Here is a 19,749-nt window from a genome sequence, read left to right as displayed (position 1 = left end):
ACACGCCATGGATATTGCCGCCGCCAATGAAAAACAGCTTCTCGCCGACATCGACCGCTTGCGCGAGGAGTTTACGCAGACGCAGGATCTATATCGCGAGGTCTGTGTGTTGCTGTTCTTCCGCTATGGGATGACGCCGACCGCAAACAAGCTGTATCAACTCGTGCGCAAGGGCAGCATGACCGCGCCGGCAGAGGCACTCAACAAATTCTGGGAAGACTTGCGCGAAAAAAGCCGCGTGCGGATCGAGCATCCGGATCTGCCGGAGGTGCTGAAAACCGCCGCCGGCGACTTGGTTGCGACATTGTGGTCGGCGGCACAGGCACAGGCTCATGAAACCTTGGCGTCCTTCCAGGGCGAGGCACAGGTTGCGGTGATAGAGGCGAAAGCGGCGCTTGCGGCTGCTGAGGCCGATCTCGATAAGGCCCACCAGACGCGCCAAAAGGTACAACAGGCGCTCGGCCAGGCGAATGAGCGAATTGCAGCCCTTGGTCAGCAACTGGCGACTGGCGGCGCCACCAATGCTGCGCTCGAATCGCAATTGGTGCAGGCGAAAGAGGAAAATACCTCACACCAGCAGCTCCTTGAAGATGCACGCAGGGACTTCGCGGCCGAACTGGATAAGCTACGCGCTGCAGCTCAACTCGCCGAGGAGCGTTTCCGGGCAGCAGAAACCAGGGCGCTCCTGGAGATTGACCGGGAACGGCGCGCCGCAGTAAAACTACAGAAAGAACTGGATGCGGCACGGAACGCCGGCAATCTGGCCGCTGAGCGCCATCGAGCGGAGGTTGCGGCGCTACAGGACCAACTTGGCGATTTCAGGCAGAAAGCTGGTATGTTGGAAGGCAATCTGCAGGCGGTGATCACAGCGCGCGATGTGGCTGTGACGGAACTGAAGGGTATTCAAACACAGTTGGCAAACGCGACCGCGCAAATGTCCTTGCTGCGTACCGATGCGGAAAACTGGCAGCGCCAAGCGGAAGAGGCTAAACGCACGGTCGCAGAAATGCGGGATGCACAAAAGCCGACGCGATCACCACGCAAACCGAAGGCAGAATAGGTAATTAGCAAATTAGCGTCTTTATATGAATACGCACATAAAGTGTTCGTTCTATATATCCACAAAGCTTAACCGCAGTTTCGGTTCCGTTGCTCCCCAAACCCCACCTTCCGCGAAAGGCCTTGACGGCTCGTAGCGATCCAACGCTGCGGGTAGGGGTGCAGGGGTGGGTTTCCCCCTGCACCCCTGCCCAACGGCGAGTGCGGGTGTGGGCAGAGCCCACGGTCTTGGTGGTGCATCGAATCAAGCTACAAATAGTACGGTTACTATTCCAAGAATGGCTTTACCTCTCACTCACGCGGTAAAAGTAGCGCTTTTATGCCACATAATATTACTTATAGGCTATCTAAATTAGCGTCCACCGCTAACCTATGGCTGTAGGCGCGGTGACCGGCTTCATACCCTTGCTAACACTATCCCCATCGTCCTTGCGCAAGCTCCAGAACGCCAGCGACGACAGAATCGTCAGACCGGCCAGGGTCAAAAATGTATGATGCAAGGCATTGCTCACGGCAAATCGATCGGTTTGAGGCAAGCCGCCCAGATACCAGCTCGTGATCAGCGAGCCGCCAGCCAGGCCGAAACTCATCGACAGCTGCTGCAGCGAGCTGGTAATCGTGCTGGCCATGCTGGAGTCAGCGCTATCGACGTCAGCGTAAGCCATGCTGGTCATGTTGGAAAACTGCAGCGAATTAAAAAGGCCAAGCGACAAGCCGAGCATGACGATTGCGGTCAACGGTGTGCCTGGCTCCACCCACGAAAACAGGCCGATCGTGACACCGATCAGTACAGTGTTAATTATAAATACCTGACGGAAACCAAAGCGGGCCAGCAAGCGCGCGGAAACCAATTTCATCCCCATCGCTGCCGCAGCCAAGGGCATCATCAACAAGCCGGATTGCCAGGCGGGCAGACCCAATCCAAGCTGATACAGCAGCGGCAAAAGGAACGGCATTCCGCCGACGCTGAGGCGGGTGACGAAACCGCCTGCAACCGCGACTCGAAATGTGCGTATCCGGAACAGGGTCAGGTTCATTAGCGGATAGTGCGCCTTGCCGGCATGCCATGCGAACGCGACCAGCAAGCCGATGGCAAGCAGCACCAACACCAAGGACGTGGTCGGATCGAGCCCATGTTCGCCGAATATTTCGAGCACCCAGGATAGCAGCGCCGCCCCGGAACCAAACAGCACCAGTCCAACCAGGTCGAACGGTCGGGATTGGTCGCCATAATAGTCGGGCATGTAACGATGGGCCAGATAGAGCGCCACAAGTCCCACCGGCACATTGATGTAGAAAATCTCGCGCCACGACAGCCAGTACACGATCAACCCGCCTACCGTCGGTCCCAACAGGGGGCCGATCAAGGCAGGCAAGACAACAAAATTTATTGCTCCCATCAATTCGTTTTTAGGGAACGCGCGGATGATGCATATGCGGCCAACCGGTATCATCATCGCCGCGCCGATGCCTTGCAGGATGCGCGCCGCCACCAGCATGGTCGCATTTATGGACAGGCCGCATAGAATCGATGACAAGGTGAACATCGCTACGGCGATGGCAAATACGCGCCGGGTGCCGAAACGGTCGGCCATCCAACCGCTCACCGGGATGCAGACAGCCAGGCTGAGGATATAACTGGTCACCACAGCCTTCAGACTGAGTGGTGTTACGTGCAGGCTGGCCGCCATGGTGGGAATGGCCGTATTGACGATGGTGGAGTCAAGTTGCTCCATGAACAGCGTGGTGGCGACGACCCAGGGAAGGTAGCTTTTGATGGTCAAACTAGTGTAGTGCGTCACCATACGGATTGCATCTTATTTAGCTTGGCGCGGGCGCGTGTGACTTTTGTCAAAATATCGGTTGCCCTCGCCGTCCAGATAAATGGTTTCGGCGAACAATTGTGCTTCGCTATGAATTGCTTAATCGTGCTCATCAAGTCTGGGACGCAAGTGAAGACGCCACGTCGTAATTTGTACTCAGACAAGTCCCGAAAGAACCGTTCGACCATGTTTAGCCAGGATGCACTGGTAGGGGTGAAATGCATGTGAAAGCGCGGATGCTTGGCAAGCCAAGCTTGAACATTCGCATGCTTGTGGGTGGCATAGTTGTCAGCGATCAAGTGAAGCTCCTTGCCCTTGGGTGTACCGCGATCAATCTGCCGCAGGAAACGCAACCATTCCTGATGGCGATGTTTTGTCATGCACTGTCCGATGACACTCCAATCGAGCGTGCTCATGGCCGCGAACAATGTCGTCACACCGTTGCGCTTGTAATCGTGCGTCATCGTTTGACCGCGACCTCGTTTCAACGGCAAGCCTGGCTGCGTCCGGTCGAGCGCCTGGATTTGGGACTTCTCGTCACAACAGAAGACCAATGCCTGTTCTGGCGGGTCTATATACAGTCCCACGATATCTTCCAGTTTTTCCTTGAAATGCTTGTCGTTCGATACCTTGAAGGTCGCTATCCGATGGGGTTTGAGCCCGTGTGCCTGCCAGATGCGCCGCACGCTCGCCGCACTGACGCCAGCCACAGCTGCCATCCTTCGTGTGCTCCAATGGGTCGCGTTATCCGGTTGTTGCTGCGTCGTGCGCGCCACAATTGCCTTGACCTTGCGCGCGGAAATCTTCGGCTTGCGCCCCGGTCGTGTCTCGTCGTGTTCAATGCCCGACAGTCCGATATCGACATACCGACCTCGCCAGCGAGCTACCGTGCCTCGTCAGACACCCAACTCGGCGCCAATTTCCTTGTCCGTCTTTCCTTGCGCGGCAAGCAGGATCATCTTGGCCCGCTCGGCGACTCGCACTGATATTTTTCTACCAGTTGCATAAGCATCCAGCTGCTCACACTGTGCCTTGGACAACTCAACTTTTATCGCGATTCGCATCCAAATACAGGGGATAGACACAAACCACGAATAAGTTGCATTATTTATGACGTACGCCACTAGACGACCGAAGCATTGGCCAGCGAACGCGAGCCAGAATGGCGCCGACCTGCGTGAAGAAAAACTTCGGTGGCCCGAAGCGAAATAGCAGCGGCTCAGCCCGTGTCCGTGTCCGGGTGCGACCTCCAGTTGAACACGAACTCGGCTTTAGTTGCGGTACTCAGCGCTTCAATTGCGACAGGTCGCGTACTGCGCCGCGGTCGGCGGACGTCGTCAGCGCGGCGTAGGCTTGCAGCGCCTGCGACACGTAGCGCACGCGGTTCACAGGCAGCCATGCAGCGTCGCCGCGCGCTTCCATCGCGACGCGGCGCTGCGCCAAGACTTCGGTGGTGACGCGCAGGTTGATCGTGCGGGACGGGATGTCGATGTCGATCATGTCTCCCTCTTCCACCAGGCCGATCGCGCCGCCTTCGGCCGCTTCCGGCGAGGCATGGCCGATCACCAGGCCCGACGATCCGCCCGAGAAGCGGCCGTCCGTCAACAGCGCGCAGGCTTTGCCCAGGCCCTTCGACTTGATGTAGGAAGTCGGGTACAGCATCTCCTGCATGCCCGGGCCGCCCTTCGGTCCTTCATAGCGGATGATGACGACGTCGCCTTCGTGCACGCTGTCGCCCAGGATGGCTTCGACCGCATCGTCCTGGCTTTCAAACACGCGCGCCTTGCCGCTGAATTTCAAGATGCTTTCGTCCACGCCCGCCGTCTTGACGATGCAGCCGTTCTGCGCCAGATTGCCGTACAACACGGCCAGGCCGCCATCTTGCGAGTAGGCGTGCGCCTTGTCGCGGATGCAGCCGGTGGCGCGGTTGGTGTCCAGGCTGGCGAAGCGCTCCGACTGCGAGAATGCGGTCTGGGTCGGCACGCCGCCCGGCGCCGCGCGGAACAGCGAGTGCACGGCGGGGTCAATGCTGCGGGTGATATCGTTGCGTTCGATCGCATCAAACATGCTTGGCGCGTGGATGGTCGGCAGCGTCGTGTCGAGCAGGCCGGCGCGCGCCAGCTCGCCCAGGATGGAGAAGATGCCGCCGGCGCGGTGCACGTCTTCAATGTGGTATTTGTCGGTCATCGGCGCGACCTTGCACAGGCAGGGCACCTTGCGCGAGATGCGGTCGATGTCGCTCATGTTGAAGTCGACCTCGGCCTCGTGCGCGGCCGCCAGCAGGTGCAGCACGGTATTGGTCGAGCCGCCCATCGAGACGTCCAGCGCCATTGCGTTTTCGAATGCGGCCTTGGTGGCGATCGAGCGCGGCAGCACCGAGTAGTCGTCCTGCTCGTAGTGGCGCTTGGCCAGCTCGACGATCAGGCGGCCGGCGCGCAGGAACAGTTCCTTGCGGTCCGAGTGGGTCGCCAGCACGGTGCCGTTGCCCGGCAGCGCCAAGCCCAGCGCCTCGGTCAGGCAGTTCATCGAATTTGCCGTGAACATGCCGGAGCAGGAACCGCAGGTCGGACAAGCCGCTCGTTCGATCTCGGCCACGTCGGCGTCGCTGACCGATTGGTCGCCGGCCTTGATCATCGCATCGATCAGGTCGAGCTTGATGATCTTGCGGGCGCCGTCGACCACCTTGACGACCTTGCCCGCTTCCATCGGGCCGCCGGAAATGAACACCACCGGAATGTTCAGGCGCATCGCTGCCATCAGCATGCCCGGCGTGATCTTGTCGCAGTTGGAGATGCACACCATGGCGTCGGCGCAGTGGGCGTTGACCATGTATTCGACCGAGTCGGCGATCAGGTCGCGCGAGGGCAGCGAGTACAGCATGCCGCCGTGGCCCATCGCGATGCCATCGTCGACGGCGATGGTGTTGAATTCCTTGGCGACGCCGCCGGCCGCTTCGATCTCGCGCGCCACCAGCTGGCCCAGGTCCTTCAGGTGCACGTGGCCCGGCACGAACTGCGTGAACGAATTGACGACGGCGATGATCGGCTTGTCGAAATCGCCATCCTTCATGCCGGTGGCGCGCCACAGCGCGCGCGCTCCCGCCATGTTGCGGCCCTGGGTGGTGGTATGTGAACGGTAAGTCGGCATGGGATCTCTTCAAGGTAGCGAACGAATGGGAGCATCAGGATGCCGCATCCGCCTCTAATTGTCTAATATATGATTTAACGGACTGTAATTCACTTTGCATATGACAAGAAATGTTCGTCAACATCGAGTTGCGTTACTTCGTCACCGTCGCCGAGGAGCTGCGCTTTGGCCGCGCGGCGAAGCGACGCACATGACTGACGCAGCCGCCGCGGCGCGGTTCAATCGAGGGTCACAGGCGCCGCGTGGATTGTTGCGATTGAGCGATACTGTTGCCTCTTCACCTGAACCATGGTCACACATGAATCCATCCGCTTGCTCGGAAGCCAGGCTGCCCGAAGCCGACCGAATTAATCTGGCCATTCTGGCGTTGGCGGGAACGGCAACGAGCACCGGCCTGGCCGCTGAACACGACGTCAGCCGCAAGTTCGTCTACCAGCAAGCGAACAAAGCTGGGGCCGCTTTGGCCGAGGACGCGCGATCTGCACGAAGCCAGTCCCCTGATTGAAAATCTGCAGGGCGGCTTCCTCGCGCGACCGCATGGCGGCAGGGGCCTGCCGGAGGAGCCAGTGCATGTCAGGGCTACCGCGTGTGGGAATGTGGGGTTTGAGGGGCAGTGGCACGTTTATGCTCTGCTGAACATAACTGTTCCACTGCCCCTCAGACCCCAATGTCGCCATTTCCACATTCAAATTTGGAGGCCCTTGGACATCGTATCGAAGGGGCTCGCTGACATGATTTTTTCGCAGAAGCCGGTGGCCGCGACGTACTACCTTCACGCGCGAGCATTGCTTACAAGAGTCGGGCAAACACTTGACGCAGGTAGCTTAAATACCTGACCCGCCGTCCGAGAACCGCTCGAAGATGAGCCGCCGTAACCATTGATTCGCCGGTTCCTTGTTGAATCGCGCATGCCAAAAAATGTTGATGTTTACTTCCGGCAGCGATATTGGATGCGTCGCATACCTCAGCCCGAACGGCTTCACGCAGGCCATCGCATACCGCTCCGGCACCGTCGCAATCATCGAACTTGCCGACAGAATGTGGCCTACCGCGACAAAGTGTGGAACGGTCAGACCAACCTTGCGATGTATCCCCAGCCGCTCGATGGTCTGGTCGACAATCGCATGCCCGGTCCCGCCGGACACCACCACGACATGCTCGGCGCGCTCGAATTCTTCGACCGTGATGCTGGCCTTGTCGCTGGTCTTGTCCAGTGCGTGCCCCTGGCGAAACATGCACACGTAGCGCTGGTGAAACAGCTTGCGCTGGAAGTAGCCTGACTTCAGCTGGGGCAGCAAGCCGATCGCCAGATCGATGTGCCCCGCTTCCATTTCGTCCTGCAGATTGGACGCGGTGTTGCGTACGGTGCTGATGCTGACATCGGGCGCCTGCTCGCGCAGTGCGGCCATCAGCGCGGGCAGAAAATAGACTTCGCCGATGTCGGTCATGCCGATCTTGAATTTCCGGTCGCTGGTGACCGGATCGAAGCGCACGCCCTCGTTGAGCGAATCGGAAATGGTCGATAGCGCGTAGCCGATCGGCTCGCCCAATTGCGCGGCATAGGGCGTCGGCTCCATGCCCCGTGCCGTACGCACAAAGAGATCATCCCCGAGCGCCACTCTGAGTCGCTTGAGCGCATTGCTCACGCCAGGCTGGGTCATTCCCAGCGTTTCGGCGACCTTCGACACTCTGCGCTCGGCAAGAAGCTGATGGAAGACCAGCAAAAGATTGAGATCGATGTTTTTCAGGTCCATGGGATAAAAGCTATATTGCTGTCAGTGATGTTGACTATTATCGGAATGCCATTTACTTATATTACCTGACTTTTTATACTTGAAACACTTTCTCTTCTCGCCGCGGACATCACCATGGAACTCGTTGTACAACCTCTGGGCCGCAAGCTTAATGTGGAGCCGGGTACCAATCTCCTGGCCACGCTGCGCGAGCACCTGATTCCGATTTCATACAGCTGCACTGCAGGGCGCTGCGGGACCTGCCGCTGCAAGGTGACCAAGGGCGAGGTAAAGGAAATGGGCCGCGAATCGAAGATTACGCACCCGGACGACGAAGGCTACGTACTTGCCTGCATGAGCATCCTAACCGGCGATTGCGCGGCAAAAAACCTACAGATCCAGCACTAGCATCGGGGTCAGGGACCTCGAACAACACGGCGTGAACCAGTCGTTGGCTGCGTGCTCCTCGTCGGTGAGATACTGGTCGCGATGCTCGGGCCGGCCCTCGCAGACACGGGTCAGGCAGGTGCCGCAGATGCCCTGTTCGCAGGAAACCGGAATCGTGACGCCTTGCGCAGCAAGCGCCTCGACCACAGTCTGTGCCGGGCCCACGTGCACGGTCAGCCCGGTACTGCGCAGAGTGACATCGAACGCGGCCCCCGCAGCCATGGGAGCGGCGCTGAACGCTTCAATGTGTAACTGCGCGGCAGGCAGCCCGGTCTGCTCAAAGCTGCGGGCAACGTGATCGAGAAATCCCGCAGGCCCACATGCGTAGACGTGTGTACCCGGCGCTGCCTGTGCCAGCAGGTCTGGAATCGACGGACGTGCTGAATCCTCATCATCGAACCACAGCGCGGCAGATGCGGAGAACGGCGCGTTTTTGATCTCGTCATGGAAGGCGGTGCGCGAGCGACTGCGGGTGAAGTAATGCATCTGGAACGGCACACCTTGCGCATGGAGGCGCCACGCCATCGCCAGCATCGGCGTGACGCCGATCCCGCCGGCGAGCAGCAGGCTGTCGTGCGATCCTGGCGCCAGCGCGAACAGGTTGCGTGGCTGGCCAATGAGCAGTTCGTCACCGGTGTCGACCAGGTCGTGCATGGCGGCCGATCCGCCGCGGTTGGCGGGATCGCGCAGCACGCAGATTTGGTAGTGGCCACGATCGCGCGGGTCGTTGCACAGCGAATACTGGCGCACCATCCCATTGGGCAAATGCACATCGATATGGGAACCCGCCTCGAAGGCGGGCAGGTCTTCCCCGCCGGGCGCTTGCAGGTCGAAGGCGACGATGTCTTGCGCCGCTACCTGCTTGCGCACGACGTTAACCTTGAAGCTTGAGTCAGTCATGATTGATCCGGGCAAAAGGGGCCCCCCGGCCATCTCGTCGAGCGAGGCCGTTCTAATGTGTGGGGGCTGGGAGTACCTTGCTGCTACATCGGGCACTTGTCGTGATACGCGTCCTGGTGGTTCTTGAACGGCGTCGAGATCGTCTTGAGGCTCATCCGCCCCTTGGCGTCCTTCGCCACTTCCAGCACATGCATGTCCTGGATCGGAAAGTGATTGTTATTGAACTTGAACGCGCCGCGCACCGACTGGAAGTTGGCCGCCTTGAGCGCCGCCATGAAGGCTTGCTTGTCGCTCACCTTGCCGCCAACTTTCGCGATGGCTGAATCAAGAAGCTGGGCAGCATCGTAGCTCTGCGCTGCATAATTGGACGGGATGCGGTTGTACTTCTGCTCGAAATCGGCAACGAATTTGGAGTTGGCTGCGTTATTGAAGTCAGGGGCCCAGAAGCCGCCGCTGATCAGGCCCTGTGCGCCCGGTCCCAGCGAGGGCAGGGAAACGGCGTCCGCCACGAAGGTGGACAGAAGCGGCGTCGACTTCATCAGGCCTGCCTGGGCATACTGCTTGGCGAAGTTCACGCCCAGGCCGCCGGGGAAGAACGCGAACACCGCGTCCGGCTTGGCAGCGCTGACTTGCGAGAGCTCGGCCGAGAAATCCTGCTGCCTCAGAGAAGAGTAGATTTCATCGACGACTTCGCCCTTGAAGTGGCGCTTGAAGCCGGCCAGCGTGTCCTTGCCAGCCTGGTAGTTCGGCGCCAGCAGGAAAACCTTCTTGTATCCCTTGTCAGTGGCGTACTTGCCCACCGCTTCCGATGTCTGGTCGCCCTGCCAGGAGGTGATGAACTGATATGGCGAGCACTGGCTGCCGGCGATCTGGGACGGACCGGCGTTCGACCCCACAAGGAATACCTTATTGTCGGTGACGTACTTGTGCACCGCCATCATGATGTTCGAGAACGAGACGCCGGTTATGATGTCCACCTTGTCGCGTTCGACCAGCTTGCGCACTAACTGGTTGGCCACGTCGGGTTTCAGTTGGCTGTCTTCCTTGATGACCTGGACCGGATAACCGCCCAGCTTGCCGCCGTTGCGCTCGATCAGCAGCATCAGCCCGTCGTACTGCTCCTTGCCGATGGCCGCTTGTGGTCCGGACAACTCTCCCAGGAAACCGATCTTGATCGGCGCCTGGGCCATGGCCGGTGCGCTGGCTGCCAGCGCCATCGCCAGCGCGGCCAGCATCGGCCGCAGTGAAGTGTGACGCGGTGAAGTATAAATTACTCGCATGTCTGTCTCCTTGATTATTATGATTGCGGTGGGTGCTGCAAACGGGCGTTACTTGGTGGCGTCTTCCTTCTGTTTCTGTTCGGCGAGCAGCATGCGTTCGAGTGAACGGCGCATGCGTACCGGACCAGCGTCAATGCTCAGTAAAACCGGTTTCATGTCCCAGAAATTGTTGTTGCCGATGGCGGCCTGCTGGGCGTCGAGGATCGGCTTGTCCTGCTCCTGGAAGGCGTAACGGCGCATCTCGGCGAACTTGGCGGCTTCCTCCGGCGTCAGTGAGGTGCCCAAGGGGAGCGCAGCGGCGAAATGGTAGTGGGTGGTCAGCGGACCCTCTGGCGTCAGGATGTGGACGCCGTAATACCAGCCGTGGTCTTCGCGTTCTGCCAGCCCCGCTTTGCGTACGCCCGAATCGAGCACGAAGCAACTCGGCGGTAGCCAGCGCATGTTGGTCCACATGTCGACCTTCTTGCCGTCGCGCTTGTAGAGCATGTCGAACACGCCCGGCACCGAGATGTCCGGCATCCAGCGATTGCAGTGGATTTCGGTGCCGTGGTCCTTGACTACCTGGTCGGCGCCCGCCTGTTCCGGGCTGCCGAGCAGGCCGTCGTGCAAGTAGGTGATATGCGAGAGGTCGAGCAGGTTCTCGGCCATCAGTTCGTAATTGGCCTTGATGTGGATGTAGCCGCCGGTGCTGGTCAGGTAACCGGAGTCGGGCTCGATCATGCTGTAGTCGGGGATCTGTGTGGTGCTGCCGTCGCCGTCGCCCATCCAGATCCATAACATGCCGTGCTTGTCCTGTAGCGGATAGGAGCGCACCTTGGCTGCGGCAGGGATCTTGCCATCGCCATGGGGATTTTTCACGCAGCTGCCGCTGCAGTCGAACTGCAGCCCGTGGTAGCCGCACTCGATGCGGTCGCCCCGAATGGTGCCGAGGTGCAGAGGAATGAAGCGATGAGGGCAGCGATCTTGCAGTGCGACCGCAGCACCGTCCTGCTTGCGAAAAAATACGATCGGCTCGTCGAGCAGGCGGCGGTTGAACATGGCGCCGACCTTGACTTCAGCGCTCCAGCACGCGACGTACCAGGCGTTTCGGATGAAATTCATGCTTGTTTCCAGGTGGTGGTAAAGATTTTTTTCACAGTCTACTCTTTTTTAAAAACCGAGCAATCGGTTTGTAAGTTTTATTGTGGTTTTTGGAGTACAATCATCGCGACGCTTGGCCGTACCGGTGCGGCCATGATTTCCGTCCACATCACCAGCAAAGCAGCATGATCACTTTCCCATCCGGCTCATCGAAAGAAGCCAGCACGCCCGACCTGTATCGCGAGGCATTGATTGCGAACGAAGCCGTTGCGCCGCCGCGCGAGCCGGCGGTCCAGGGCCAGCGCCGCAGCCAGGTGGACCGTTCGCGCGAAGCCCGCGACCGGCTGCTGGCGGCAGCCATCGATGTCCTTATCCGCAAGGGCTACAATGGCCTGACAACAAAGGAAGTGGCCAGCGGCGCGCATATGTCGAACGGCGCGCTGATGCATCACTTTGTGTCGAAGGAAGAGCTGGTAGTGGCGGCGACAGCGTCCGTCTACCAGGCGGCGATCAGCCGCGGGCAGCAGGTGGCCAATACTGCGGAGGCGGCCACGCGGCCGATTGAAGGCTTCATCACCGACTGCTTGAGCATCTACTTCGACTGGCCGTTCATCGCGGCACTGGAAGTGATCATGGTGGCGCGCACGGATACGGCGTTGATGGAGCGGATTCTGCCAGTGATGGAAGAGTATCGCGACACCGTCAACGTCATCTGGCTGAAGGTGTTCGAGGAATCGGGCATGGCACCGGAAAAGGCGCGCACGGTGCTGAATTTCACTCTAAACCTCGTTCGCGGTATGGCTGTCAACAGCCTGTGGCGCAAGAACGAGAAGCTATACAAGGAGCAGTTGCAAGAGTGGGTAATGCTGATGCACTCGACCATTTCGCATGCATAGCTGGTCGGGTAGCAGCAGCGCATCACTGCGCCACCGCCCCCTAAAAACCGGACATGCGACTTTCACCGCATCCGGCTTGAATCACGCTAGGCCGGGATTTCACGCGCTTCGCTGAAATTGAAAAAAGCCTGCTCACGGCCTTGCCCGATGTGCCGCTTGTCGGCGCTGATTGAAAATTGACCCACCCTGCTGATTGAAATTTGACCCAGGGGCCAGGGGCCAGGGGCGGACGCTGCGTTTGATGCTGGCAGCTGTGGATAAGTATACCGAATAGCAAGGGGAATTGGCGCAGGGCGTAGCCCGTAGCGAATTCCCCTTGCTGCCGAATATTCAAAATAAACGATATAAACGATTTAAATTATATTTTGCATCGTCTACGGGTGCGATTTTAGAATGGTTCCTCCGTCGATTCGGTCTCACCTTCCTTTCGATTCTGTTCGCGCGCCTTGATTCGCTTCTTCGCGGCCATCGAGCTTAGCCGGGCAACAAACCGCACAAATCTCTGACCGGGAAGCAATGTTGACGCAAGCGCCTGAGCGCCGGCCCAAACTTGGGATTGCCAAGACCATCCCCACTTGCTCACGCTTCTCGGCCTGGGGTCGCTTCAGCTGCTGCGAGCCTGAGGAGGCATGTCGCCTCCCCGAGTCAATCCTGGAACACTGAAATCCCATTGCTCAGGTGGAAGTAATCCGCTTGCCCGTGTTACCCAAAAATGGCCCTTTTGCCACTTTTCATGTCACTTTACGGTATTGGTAGAAAGTGTTGTAAGTCATGAAAAATTTTAATAAACCAATCGAGTAAATCGATCGATTGATTTACTTGTAATTTCGTGCTGTAATACGCTCCAAGCGCCGCGACTGGCGAGCCTTACAAGCGCGACCAAGGTGGTCGTACATAGAGGCTATTTGAATATGGATTTGACTATGACCAAACAGTTTGATACGGCAGACGCAACTCGGAAGTGGAATAGTGGGTACCCTGGCTCCATTGGCTTCATCGGTTTGGGCAACATGGGCATCCCGATGGTTCTTAGGCTCCTTCAGCATGGACACTCCGTCAATGTGTGGAGCAGGACGCCGGAGCGTAGCGCCTCTGTTGTCGCAGCTGGTGCAACGCTGGTCTCAAGTCCACAAGCACTTGCCGAACGCTCGGAGATTGTCGGCCTCTGTCTCAGCGATGGCAACGCAGTGGAGGAGGTTGCATTCGGATCAGAAGGACTTTTCTGCGCGACGCGCTTGCCACGCGTCGTTGTTGACTTCTCAACGATTTCGCCCCAGCAGGCACGCGATTTTGCGGCGAGGGCTCAGCGGCAGGGCTGCGATTGGATCGACGCGCCCGTATCCGGAGGTGTTCCTGCTGCCGAACAAGGAACACTTATCTGCTTTGCCGGCGGGACGAGTGCCGCTGTTCAGTCTGCGGAAGATCTATTGCGCTCTGTTGTGTCGCGGGTCACTCATATGGGACCGATCGGCGCGGGGCTGGTGACGAAAATCTGCAATCAGATGATCGTAGCTGTGAATATCCTCATGATTGCCGAGGCAGTGAGCTTCGGAGGCAAACAGGGCATCGATGTCCACAGATTGGCCCCTGCTTTGGCTGGCGGTTTTGCCGACTCCACCCCGCTTCAGATATTTGCGCCGAAGATGGCAAGCCAAAACTTCGAGCCTCGCCAGACTGCGACCAGGCTCATGGCAAAGGACTTAGCTATCGCCAAGTCAATGGCAGCGGAAAACGCGATTGAAGTCCCCATGGTGCAGTTCGCCGAGCAGCTATACCGCAATGCATTCGTGCGGGATCCAGGGCTCATGGAGGCAGACGTTTCCGCTCTTATCAGCATCTATCAAAACACTGAGCTGGAAATGCCGATTCCACACTCACAAAGCAGGACTGCCTAGGGACGCTGGCTTTTGCGCATGTCGGTAGCTGTTGCGAAGACCGTTCAGGATCAGGGCAGTGTATTCAAGGACCACTTCCTTGATTTCGGCTTCTTGGCTAACGCCAATGTCGACCCAGCCAGCAGCACGAATCGCAGTAGAGCGCGCAACGCGAAACGCCAGGCCTTGCCCCAATAGCGCATGAAATCGAACACTAAAACCCGAAGTCTTGGGATTACCAGTCACGTATGCGGCCATCAACTCCTCGCCGACACAGTGAAGGCGCCCTAGGATTCCGTCGTACAGAACGTCGAATGCGTCGGTTGGCCGTGCTTGCTCTCGCATGATGATATTTGAGAGTGACATCAACTCTTTGTCGCTAGAATGCAGCATCGCGCTGCTCTCAATCAGCCTGGACAAATGTCGCAGACAGTCGTTGGGTAATTGGTGTTCTCCAGCGAGAAACTCACTTGCACTGTCCAAAAGCGGGATCACACGCAGCGCGATGGTTTGCACGACATACTGCATGACGGCCATGTAGAGGCCTTGCTTTCCTCCAAAATAGTACGAGACCGACGCGCTGTTCATGCCCGCGGCTCGCGCGATCTCACGCGTACTCGCAGTCTCGAGGCTGTTGGCACCGAATATTTGTAGTCCCGCTCGAACCAAGGCCACCCGCGCCATAGCACCTCGATCAGCGTCTGCCTCGACTTTAATCTGTCGATTTAATCTATCGATTGGCTTTTTTGAGTTCATATCCAAAAATAGTTGAAGTGAAGTTGCGATGATACCAGACTGCTTAGGGACGCTGACTTTTGGGTCCCGTCGCACTAACGGGTGTCCAGTAAATTCCGGCCGAGCGATTTCACTGGCCCCTGAAACTGGGCGGACTTATGCTGCCAGCGCGTAGAGTTGCTTTGCAAAAGATATCGGATTTTCGGCGTGGTTGTGCGTCCAGCGAAGGCTGGCAGAGCTCGACATAATGCAGTCCTGCTCGAACCAAGGCCACCTGCGCCTTAGCACCTAGATCACCATATTACTCTGATTTAATCATTTGTTTTACACTATCGATTGACTTTTTTTAGTTCATATCCAATAATGGTTGAAGTGCAGTTGAGATGATAGCCCCGGATTCTCAGCGATGTGCAACGCCCTCCAAACAGGTGCAAAAAAAAGGTACGTAGCGATGAGAAAATCCCTTGTTGAAGTGAAAATTAAGGATGCGATCCGCAGCAGCCCACAATCGGATCTTCGGCTAGCCAGTGTCACATATTACACAGGCGGTTGTTCGACCGCTGGCTGCACGGTGCAGGCATATGAGTGAACTTCAGGTAATCGTTGCTCGCAAAGAGGCTGAGACCTATGAGATATGCAGTTTTGAGCTGCGTCCTCTGGGTGCCCATCCTCTCCCGTCATTCTCTGCAGGGGCGCACATAGATGTGCATGTCAATACACACATGGTGCGGCAATACTCCCTGTGCAATGATCCTTCAGAAACTCATCGATATTTGATAGGTGTTCTGAGGGACCCCAAATCGAGAGGTGGCTCTGCAGCGATGCATGAAGACATTTTAGTGGGGGACATACTGACTATAAGCAGCCCGAAGAACCACTTCCAACTTGCAGGAACCGTCAGCCACTCGGTTTTGCTGGCTGGCGGCATTGGGATTACGCCTCTTCTATGCATGGCCGAACGACTGTCCATGACCAGGGACAGCTTTGAGTTGCACTACTGCACCCGCTCTGAGGAGCGAACCGCCTTCAAATCTAGAATAGCCGCTTCCAGCTTCGCCTCCCAGGTACTGTTTCACTTTGATGATAGGCCCAAATCTCAGCAGTTCAGTATTGAACAAGTTCTGGCAACGTACCGACCAGGAACGCATCTATATTGTTGCGGCCCAAAAGGGTTCATGGATGCGGTTTTGGGTTTCGCGCGTACACACGCCTGGCCTGAGAACGCTGTTCATTACGAGTTCTTTGCGGCTGAAGTGGTTGAGCGGGACTCCGATGAACCCTTTGAGATCACTCTTGCAAGTACTGGTAGAACAGTACGTGTCGAAAAGGGGCAGACGGTGGTTGAGTGCCTGAGGTCGGTTGGAGTCGACATTGAAACCTCATGTGAGCAGGGTGTCTGCGGAACGTGCATCACGCGTGTGCTGGGCGGCGTACCTGATCATAGGGATCTATTTTTGGACAGACAAGAACAGCAGGCAAACAACGTGTTCATTCCGTGTTGTTCGCGTTCGAAAACGCCTAGTTTGGTGCTAGACCTTTAAGTGAAAAGACTACGCGAGGCCGCTGTACCAGGTGCTTTCCCTGGGCGATCCCTTGCCACCGGCGACGACGACCCGGCACGCCGGAGCGGAAAGTGAGGCCTCGTTGGCGCCGGCCTCGTCCGCGCCAGAGCGCACTGTGTGGTGGGCGAGCACCTCAAGGCACTGCATGCCGCTCTCGGGAAACGTCCATGATTTCCTATGAACTCTGGTGCCAGATCCGGGATTGCCGGGATCGCCAGCATATGACGCTGGGACAGATCGCAACAGCGCTGCATCTGCATCACCAGACGGTGGCGACCTGGGCCAGTGTGCTGCACTACGAGGCGCGGAAAAAGGTAGTACGTTCCAGCCTGCTTGACCCATTCAAGGGACAAGTGACGCGCCTGCTCGACACCCACCGTTCAGTGCCCAGCAAGTCCTCCAGCGGCTGCGTGAGGCCGGCTATGGTGGCGGTTACACGACCCTCAAGGACTATGTGCGCCTGATACGGCCAAAGCATCGCCCGGCCTTCCTCACGCTGGTGTTCGCGCCAGGCGAGTAATGGCAAGCTTGCCATTACTCGCCTGACCAGAACTTTACCCAGCCGCTCTCAATTTTTAAGTTTACGTCATTACATCTCGTTACATTTATATGGGTTTTGCGTAAGTCCTAAGTAATTCTAAAAAAGCTTGCAACACCGGCGAGGGATTGTCTTTGCGCCAGGCCAGGCCGGTTTCGACCAGCGACGTGGCATCTTTCAGCTCCCGGTAGTCGACTCCTGGGCGTTTTAAATTCACCACCGATTGTGGCACAAGCGCGCATCCCATGCCAGCCGATACCAGACCGACGATGGTTTGCATCTGGATGGCTTCCTGTCCAATATACGGCGTCAGGCCGGCATTGCGGAAGCAGGCAAGTATGGTGTCATGGAAGCCGGGCGAAATACGGCGGGGGAAGATGATGAGCGGCAAGTCGCTCAGGGAGCTCAGACCGATCTTTCCTTTCGCACACAATGCCTTGTGTCCCGCCGGGGCGGCCAGAATCAGTGGTTCCGATAATACCGGGAGATAGTCCAATACCCGTTTTGCTTTGTCCGACAGCGGCGGTATCAACAAGCCCGCGTCAATCTGGCCTTGCGCTAATTGTTCCAGCTGGAGGTCGCTGGTGGCTTCTCTTAAATCGATCTGAACATGTGGATAGGCCTCACGAAACTCGCGGAGCAACGGTGGCAGAATACTATAATCCGCAGTCGATACAAAGGCTAGCGTCAACAAGCCTGACTCTCCGGATGCGGCGCGACGCACCAGATCGGGCAGCGTACTGGCTTGTTGCAGAATACGAAGTGCCTCTGGCAGCAAGGCCAGACCCGCCGGTGTCAGCGCCACGCTACGTTTGGTGCGAGCAAACAACACCGCGCCGATGTCGGCTTCCAGCGCCTGTATCGCCTGCGACAGCGGCGGCTGCGTCATATGCAGCCGTATTGCGGCGCGACCGAAGTGCTTCTCCTCGGCAACCGCAACAAAATAGCGGAGTTGTCGCAGCTCTATGTTCATATGCTATCCATATAGGAATTACGCAAAAAGCTAAAAAGTGGGCGTGGTTCAATCGAGGTTCACAGGCGCCGCGCGGATTGTTGCGGTTGAGCGATGCTGTTGGTGCACTCTTAAAGCGTGGTCACACATGAATCCATCCGCTTGCACCCCAGTCAAGCTGCTCGAAGTCGCCCGAATTGACCCGGCCGTTCTGGCGTTGGCTGGAACGGCAACGATCACCGACCTGGCCGCTGAACACGACGTCAGCGGCAAGTTCGTCTACCAGCGAGCGAACAAAGCCAGCGCCGCTTTGGCCTAGGTCTTCGCGTCAAGCGCACCGCACAACGAGGTGCTGTTCGAGCTGCCGTTACCAAGATGTGGCTGCGGCAGTTGACGCTGGGCTTTACCCATTTCGGCCACGGTTCATGCCGCAGCGTGGTGGAATTGAGGTGCGACTTGCTGGGTGTGTGATCATCAGCGAGGCCACCAACCACAACGTTCATCAAGCAGCGGCGCGGCAGGGCGGCGAAATCAACCGCGGCATCGACCTGGCGCCAATTCGCGTCGGTTTGCACGACGAAATCTTCCAGGGTTCCCGGCCCGTGTTTGCCGGTGTCGACGCCAGGGCGGCCTACTGCTATCTGCTTGCCGCCGCCGAACATCGCGACGCCGACACCTGGGTATTCATCTGCTCGATGCTTCCCAGCAGGGTTTGAATCCCGACTACACGATTGCCGATGCGGGCCAGGAACTGCGCGCCGGCCAAAAGGCGGCCTGGGGTGACAAACCCTGTCACGGCGACGTATTCCACATCCAGCATCAGTGCGAAGTCCTGGCCAATACAGTACCTTGGCCGGCATCGCCAAGGGAGCCCGGTCGCGACGTAAAAAGCTGCAAGCCATGTCCGGGAAAGCACGTCAGGATCCGAACCTTGCCGATCGGATCGCGCTCGCCGGCCAGACCGAAGCGGGAGCGCATGCTCTGGCCGGCGACATCCGAACGCTCACCGCCGAGCTCGGCCACGACGTCCTGGCGTTGGCCGGTCCGAGTCTGAACATCCGGAAAGAGATGTTTGATTTCATCGTCGCCGAGATGAAGCGGCGCGAGGCGGACGATCGCCCTCGTACTGGCATGGCTGGAACCGGTTGCGCGCCAGGATGGGCGGAAAATTCCATGCCGTCTTCGACGCTGTAGCGCAAGCCATGGCCCAGACACCCCCGATGCAGCACCCTGGTCGAAAACCTGAACTCAAGGCTGCGCAACTATTTCACACTGCGCCGCCAACTCGGGAAACGTACCTAGACCTGTTGCAGTTTTTTCTGAACCATCGCTGCTTCCTGCGCAGCCGGGTCCCGGAGCGATTCGGTAAAAGTCCGACCGAACGCATGACCGGCCAAGACCATCCCCACTGGCTCCCGCTTCTCGGCCTGGGGCCGCTGCGAGCCTGAGTAACCGGAGGAATGTCGGCTCCCCGAGTCAATCCCTGGAACACTGAAATCCCATTGCTCAGGTGGAAGTAATCCGCTCGCCTGTGTTACCCAAAACTGGCCTTTTTTGAACCACGCCGATTATCCACCCATTGAGGCGTCCGGAAAAATTAGACCACAGCACTAACCCAGTCAGTGCTTCTACCTGTTACGGTGAGAGTCGCCTTTCCCTCGGACTTACCCCTTAACCGTGCTTGATAGGCGGTGCGGCCTTGCGCGACATCGGGAGCCCCTTT

At 58.1% G+C, this 19,749-nt stretch carries 18 protein-coding genes and 1 pseudogene; 10 read left to right on the top strand and 9 right to left on the bottom strand.

All coding sequences use genetic code 11. The features are described from left to right. The first annotated feature begins 7 nt into the window (after positions 1-7). Complete coding sequence (locus tag ACFOFO_RS01740) at positions 8-1,060, top strand: DNA-binding protein (protein ID WP_390330664.1); 1,053 nt, start codon at positions 8-10, stop codon at positions 1,058-1,060. A 364-nt stretch (positions 1,061-1,424) separates the two neighbouring features. Here ACFOFO_RS01740 and ACFOFO_RS01735 read toward each other — a convergent pair whose 3' ends face one another. The 3 genes and pseudogenes from ACFOFO_RS01735 to ilvD all read right to left on the bottom strand — a co-directional run bounded on the left by ACFOFO_RS01735 (position 1,425) and on the right by ilvD (position 6,029). Next, complete coding sequence (locus tag ACFOFO_RS01735; RefSeq protein ID WP_390330662.1) at positions 1,425-2,864, bottom strand: DHA2 family efflux MFS transporter permease subunit; 1,440 nt, start codon at positions 2,862-2,864, stop codon at positions 1,425-1,427. Then, positions 2,858-3,946, bottom strand: a pseudogene (locus ACFOFO_RS01730) (IS630 family transposase). The gene ACFOFO_RS01735 and the pseudogene ACFOFO_RS01730 overlap by 7 nt, the downstream one beginning before the upstream one ends. 220 nt (positions 3,947-4,166) lie before the next feature. Then, positions 4,167-6,029: a dihydroxy-acid dehydratase gene (ilvD, locus tag ACFOFO_RS01725; RefSeq protein ID WP_390329066.1), complete on the bottom strand. Its 1,863-nt coding sequence runs from the start codon at positions 6,027-6,029 to the stop codon at positions 4,167-4,169. A gap of 190 nt (positions 6,030-6,219) precedes the next feature. Between ilvD and ACFOFO_RS01720 the strand changes: the two genes are divergently transcribed. Then, complete coding sequence (locus ACFOFO_RS01720) at positions 6,220-6,534, top strand: hypothetical protein (protein ID WP_390329064.1); 315 nt, start codon at positions 6,220-6,222, stop codon at positions 6,532-6,534. 319 nt (positions 6,535-6,853) lie between these two features. Here ACFOFO_RS01720 and ACFOFO_RS01715 read toward each other — a convergent pair whose 3' ends face one another. Beyond that, complete coding sequence (locus tag ACFOFO_RS01715) at positions 6,854-7,783, bottom strand: LysR family transcriptional regulator (RefSeq protein WP_390329062.1); 930 nt, start codon at positions 7,781-7,783, stop codon at positions 6,854-6,856. A 114-nt stretch (positions 7,784-7,897) separates the two neighbouring features. Here ACFOFO_RS01715 and ACFOFO_RS01710 point away from each other — a divergent pair, with 114 nt between their 5' ends. Further along, positions 7,898-8,170: a 2Fe-2S iron-sulfur cluster-binding protein gene (locus ACFOFO_RS01710; protein ID WP_390330660.1), complete on the top strand. Its 273-nt coding sequence runs from the start codon at positions 7,898-7,900 to the stop codon at positions 8,168-8,170. On the opposite strand, the gene ACFOFO_RS01705 is transcribed toward ACFOFO_RS01710, so the two are convergent. From ACFOFO_RS01705 to ACFOFO_RS01695, 3 genes are all read right to left on the bottom strand, one after another. Then, positions 8,153-9,109: a PDR/VanB family oxidoreductase gene (locus ACFOFO_RS01705; protein WP_390329060.1), complete on the bottom strand. Its 957-nt coding sequence runs from the start codon at positions 9,107-9,109 to the stop codon at positions 8,153-8,155. The genes ACFOFO_RS01710 and ACFOFO_RS01705 overlap by 18 nt on opposite strands. A gap of 83 nt (positions 9,110-9,192) precedes the next feature. Continuing rightward, the gene (locus ACFOFO_RS01700; protein WP_390330658.1) at positions 9,193-10,389 is read right to left on the bottom strand and encodes an ABC transporter substrate-binding protein; all 1,197 of its coding nucleotides are present in this window, start codon (positions 10,387-10,389) and stop codon (positions 9,193-9,195) included. Positions 10,390-10,437: 48 nt separating this feature from the next. After that, complete coding sequence (locus ACFOFO_RS01695; RefSeq protein WP_390329056.1) at positions 10,438-11,490, bottom strand: Rieske 2Fe-2S domain-containing protein; 1,053 nt, start codon at positions 11,488-11,490, stop codon at positions 10,438-10,440. A gap of 164 nt (positions 11,491-11,654) precedes the next feature. On the opposite strand from ACFOFO_RS01695, the gene ACFOFO_RS01690 reads away from it, so the two are divergent. Beyond that, complete coding sequence (locus ACFOFO_RS01690; protein ID WP_390329053.1) at positions 11,655-12,365, top strand: TetR/AcrR family transcriptional regulator; 711 nt, start codon at positions 11,655-11,657, stop codon at positions 12,363-12,365. 923 nt (positions 12,366-13,288) lie between these two features. Continuing rightward, the gene (locus tag ACFOFO_RS01685) at positions 13,289-14,260 is read left to right on the top strand and encodes an NAD(P)-dependent oxidoreductase (RefSeq protein ID WP_390329051.1); all 972 of its coding nucleotides are present in this window, start codon (positions 13,289-13,291) and stop codon (positions 14,258-14,260) included. On the opposite strand, the gene ACFOFO_RS01680 is transcribed toward ACFOFO_RS01685, so the two are convergent. Next, entirely contained in the window at positions 14,240-14,923 is a 684-nt protein-coding gene (locus tag ACFOFO_RS01680; protein ID WP_390329439.1) for a CerR family C-terminal domain-containing protein, read from the bottom strand. The genes ACFOFO_RS01685 and ACFOFO_RS01680 overlap by 21 nt on opposite strands. Before the next feature lie 632 nt (positions 14,924-15,555). Here ACFOFO_RS01680 and ACFOFO_RS01675 point away from each other — a divergent pair. Together ACFOFO_RS01675 and ACFOFO_RS01670 are read left to right on the top strand one after the other, a co-directional pair. After that, positions 15,556-16,515 (top strand): PDR/VanB family oxidoreductase, encoded by a 960-nt coding sequence (locus tag ACFOFO_RS01675; protein ID WP_390329049.1) that lies wholly within the window; start codon positions 15,556-15,558, stop codon positions 16,513-16,515. 188 nt (positions 16,516-16,703) lie between these two features. Further along, the gene (locus ACFOFO_RS01670) at positions 16,704-17,000 is read left to right on the top strand and encodes a hypothetical protein (protein ID WP_390329047.1); all 297 of its coding nucleotides are present in this window, start codon (positions 16,704-16,706) and stop codon (positions 16,998-17,000) included. A 141-nt stretch (positions 17,001-17,141) separates the two neighbouring features. Here the strand turns inward: ACFOFO_RS01670 and ACFOFO_RS01665 are convergent, their stop codons facing one another. Continuing rightward, positions 17,142-18,047 (bottom strand): LysR family transcriptional regulator, encoded by a 906-nt coding sequence (locus ACFOFO_RS01665; protein WP_390330657.1) that lies wholly within the window; start codon positions 18,045-18,047, stop codon positions 17,142-17,144. A 127-nt stretch (positions 18,048-18,174) separates the two neighbouring features. Here ACFOFO_RS01665 and ACFOFO_RS01660 point away from each other — a divergent pair, with 127 nt between their 5' ends. From ACFOFO_RS01660 to ACFOFO_RS01650, 3 genes are all read left to right on the top strand, one after another. Beyond that, entirely contained in the window at positions 18,175-18,345 is a 171-nt protein-coding gene (locus ACFOFO_RS01660; protein ID WP_390329043.1) for a hypothetical protein, read from the top strand. Positions 18,346-18,493: 148 nt separating this feature from the next. Then, positions 18,494-18,742: a hypothetical protein gene (locus ACFOFO_RS01655; RefSeq protein WP_390329041.1), complete on the top strand. Its 249-nt coding sequence runs from the start codon at positions 18,494-18,496 to the stop codon at positions 18,740-18,742. A gap of 133 nt (positions 18,743-18,875) precedes the next feature. Beyond that, the gene (locus ACFOFO_RS01650; protein WP_390329038.1) at positions 18,876-19,220 is read left to right on the top strand and encodes a hypothetical protein; all 345 of its coding nucleotides are present in this window, start codon (positions 18,876-18,878) and stop codon (positions 19,218-19,220) included. Positions 19,221-19,749 lie beyond the last annotated feature (529 nt).

It is taken from the genome of Pseudundibacterium arcticum (assembly GCF_042646465.1).
GTDB classification, from domain to species: Bacteria; Pseudomonadota; Gammaproteobacteria; order Burkholderiales; family Burkholderiaceae_D; genus Undibacterium_A; species Undibacterium_A arcticum.
This window is presented reverse-complemented; position numbering and strand designations above follow the sequence as displayed.